The organism is Rickettsia endosymbiont of Culicoides newsteadi, assembly GCF_002259525.1.
GTDB lineage: Bacteria > Pseudomonadota > Alphaproteobacteria > Rickettsiales > Rickettsiaceae > Tisiphia.
Map to the genome: position 1 here is coordinate 1 of NZ_MWZE01000122.1, position 3,310 is coordinate 3,310.

The following is a 3,310-nucleotide window of genomic DNA, read 5'->3' on the forward strand; positions in this document are numbered from 1 at the left end:
ACTCAAGGATATTTATAAGAATGCAGAAACCATTATGGCACTCGATGCCGAATATATGACCGCTTCCTTTGTGGCTCTATTTTTTTATTTTCTTTCTTGACAAATTCACTCGTCCATATATGACAAAAAACTTGATTGCCTCGTTGGCTTATACTTTCTCGCAATGACGTCTGTGAATTAGGCATCATACTAACCGGGTTAGCTATATATTTATCTCAATTACCAAGCATTCTCAATAATAATGGGTATACTGTAAGGTTTAATAATTATTAGATCAAATCTAACCTGATAATTTTGGTATTTAGGGTTAGAGCTTAAAAACATACTGGTAGCTCTTTTTATTCTCATCTGTTGATGAGTTGATAATATTCTATCATCAACGTCAGAACATCTTGCTTTTACTTCTATAAAAACAAGTTGTTTACCACGCAGAGCAATAATATCAATTTCGCCAACATAATATCTTTTACGATGATAGAGAATTTGATAAAATTTAATTTTGTAAATAATAATAGCTATATACTCAGCTATTAAACCAAGGGTAATCTTTCTCATAATAAAGTTAATTGACTTGAATCTGCATAATTATGCAAGTTTACAAATTTACTATTTAAATACTCAAATATTCCCTCATCTGAACCTTCCACTCCAAACCCTGAATTTTTTCGCCCAGCAAATGCTGCCTTGCAATTAGCAGGCAGCGAATCATTAATTGATACCATACCAAAATCAAGTTTTGTTGCCATTATTTGAGCTATGGCTATATTATTGCAATATATATAAGCTTGCAAACCATATTCCGTATTATTAGCTCTATTTATAACTTCTTGTATACTGCCAAATTTATAACATGCAAGAACGGGACCAAATATTTCTGTGCTAAAAATCTCCATATTATCCTGACAATTACTAATAATTGTTGGCTCAAAAAAATTACCATGAGCTTTACCTCCACATAAGATTTCTCCACCTTTATTTTTAGCATCTTCAATCAATTTTAAAATCTTATCTATAGCTGCTTTATTAATCAACGGTCCTATAACTGATTCAGAATCAAAACCATCCCCTATTTTCAGATTAGCAAATTTTGTAGTAAGAATTTGTAAAAATTCATCATAAATTGCTTCTTCAATTAATATTCTGTTGGGCGAAGTGCAAGATTGTCCACTATTCCTTATCTTTCCTAATATAAGCTCACTGGCAGTCTTATCTAAATCAACACCACTTAATATAATAAATGGAGCATTACCGCCAAGTTCTAGAGATAAACGCTTAATAGTAGCACTAGAATTCTGATATAACATCTTTCCTACCCTCGTAGAACCAGTAAATGATAATTTACGAATTCTAGAATCATTACAAAATATTTGTCCAATATTATTGGCATCACCGGTGATAATATTTAGTACTCCAGCTGGTATCCCAGCATCATTTGCCAATTTAGCCAAAACCAATGCAGAAAAAGGTGTGAATTCCGATGGTTTAAGTATAACGCTACAACCAGCAGCTAATGCTGGAGCAACCTTTCTTGTTACCATGGCATTTGGAAAATTCCATGGAGTAATTGAACAAACCGTACCAATTGGCTCAAATTCGATGATAATCTTGTGAGTTATTGATTTTCCAGGCTTTATTTTACCTTGAATGTTATGAATGTTACTAGCAAACCAATCAATAAAAGACGCACCATATAATACCTCAAGCTTTGCACCTTCTAATATTTTCCCCTGTTCTAAGGTAATTATATAGGCTAGTTGATCAATATTCTCTAATATTAAAGAATGCCATTTTCTTAATATAGTTATTCTTTGTTCAAAAGAAGTTTGTGACCAAATTTTAAAAGCTCTAACAGAACTGTCAATAGCACTAATAATTAAATCATTAGGCAAATTTGGTATCGACCCAACCACTTTATCATTGGCAGGATTATAAACTGATAACTGTTCTTGGCAATCTAGCCAATTTCCATCTATATAGTTTTTTGTATTAACAAAATCTAGTAATTGTATATTAAACATTAAAAGACTTCCCACATCCACAACTACCTTTTTCATTCGGATTGTTAAAAGTAAAGCCAGATTTAAACTTACCTTCTACATAATCCATTTCACTTGCTAGAAGATACATTAGAGCTTTTGGGTCAATTAATATTCGTACACCTTTATCTTCTACCACCTCATCAAACTTATTTTTGATATCAGCATATTCTACATAATAAGATAGACCGGAACAACCACCAGATTTCACACCAATCCTAATACCAAAAGATGGTTTATCACGCCTGTCTATCAATCTCTTTATTTGTTGAGCTGCTGCCTCAGTCAATGACATAACATTTTTCATAATAATTACTATGAGTTTTTAGTTTTATAATCAAGTATTGCTGCTTTTATGGCATCTTCTGCCAATAAAGAACAATGGAGTTTTACTGGTGGCAAAGATAATTCCTTGGCTATCTCTGTATTTTTTATACTACCAGCCTCGTCAAGAGATTTACCCTTAACCCATTCCGTTACTAAAGAACTTGAAGCAATAGCAGAACCACAACCAAATGTTTTAAATTTTGCATCTGTAATAATTCCCTCTGCACTAACTTTAATTTGTAGCTTCATTACATCACCACAGGCGGGGGCTCCCACAAGACCTGTCCCAACATATGCATCATTTTTGTCCAATGATCCAACGTTACGCGGATTTTCGTAATGATCCAGTACTTTTAAACTATAACCCATGTTATTCCTATATTAATAATTATTCTACCTTAATACGTCTATACTCTTCTGCTTTGAAAGATTGTTTTTTTGAAAATATCAGGGACTCACATACTAACATACGCTGCCATAGTCTAGGAGCCTGCCTCCTAGCCCATTATTTTCAAATTCAATTCTCCAAATCATTTGAGTATATATCTATAAATATAACAGATTTTTTTGACCCACTAATAGTTATTTGCATTATTTTTGCAATATTGCTTATTTTTTCATACCCTACAATTTTTTTATTATTATGAAAATAACAAAAATTTTAAGGTATTATGCTATACATAGGCGTTATTACTAAAGTAACGCCTTGCTAATAAGCACCAGTTTACTGTACTTTCAATAGTTCATTGATTCTTGTAATAGATAATCTAGTCATTCTTGCTACTTCCTCAATAGAGTTACCATTGTTTATCATCATTTTTATTAATTTAGCTTCACCCTCGGCTCTACCCTCGGCTCTACCTCTAGCTTCCCCGATTTGAATCCCTTCTTCTTTCCATACTTGAGCTATACTAGGCATAAGTTCTTCTCCTTTTTCTTTAGTTAAA

4 protein-coding genes and 1 pseudogene are annotated in these 3,310 nt (G+C 32.5%); all 5 read right to left on the bottom strand.

Going from position 1 to position 3,310, the window contains the following annotated elements:
• Positions 1-219 precede the first annotated feature (219 nt).
• Positions 220-555, bottom strand: a complete 336-nt coding sequence (locus RiCNE_RS06560) for a YraN family protein (protein WP_094649770.1) — start codon at positions 553-555, stop codon at positions 220-222.
• Positions 552-2,009 (bottom strand): NAD-dependent succinate-semialdehyde dehydrogenase, encoded by a 1,458-nt coding sequence (locus tag RiCNE_RS06565; protein WP_410525750.1) that lies wholly within the window; start codon positions 2,007-2,009, stop codon positions 552-554. Before RiCNE_RS06565 ends, RiCNE_RS06560 begins: the two co-directional genes overlap by 4 nt.
• Position 2,010: 1 nt before the next feature.
• Entirely contained in the window at positions 2,011-2,343 is a 333-nt protein-coding gene (locus RiCNE_RS06570; RefSeq protein ID WP_094649772.1) for a HesB/IscA family protein, read from the bottom strand.
• A gap of 8 nt (positions 2,344-2,351) precedes the next feature.
• Positions 2,352-2,732 (bottom strand): Fe-S cluster assembly scaffold IscU, encoded by a 381-nt coding sequence (gene iscU, locus RiCNE_RS06575; protein WP_094649773.1) that lies wholly within the window; start codon positions 2,730-2,732, stop codon positions 2,352-2,354.
• Positions 2,733-3,087: 355 nt separating this feature from the next.
• A pseudogene (locus RiCNE_RS08145) lies at positions 3,088-3,310 on the bottom strand (Rpn family recombination-promoting nuclease/putative transposase); the annotation flags it as partial.

Coding starts and splice junctions, on each gene's coding strand:
- RiCNE_RS06560 (WP_094649770.1), bottom strand. CDS start 555: ATGAGAAAGATTACCCTTGGTTTAATAGCTGAGTATATAGCTATTATT.
- RiCNE_RS06570 (WP_094649772.1), bottom strand. CDS start 2,343: ATGAAAAATGTTATGTCATTGACTGAGGCAGCAGCTCAACAAATAAAG.
- iscU (WP_094649773.1), bottom strand. CDS start 2,732: ATGGGTTATAGTTTAAAAGTACTGGATCATTACGAAAATCCGCGTAAC.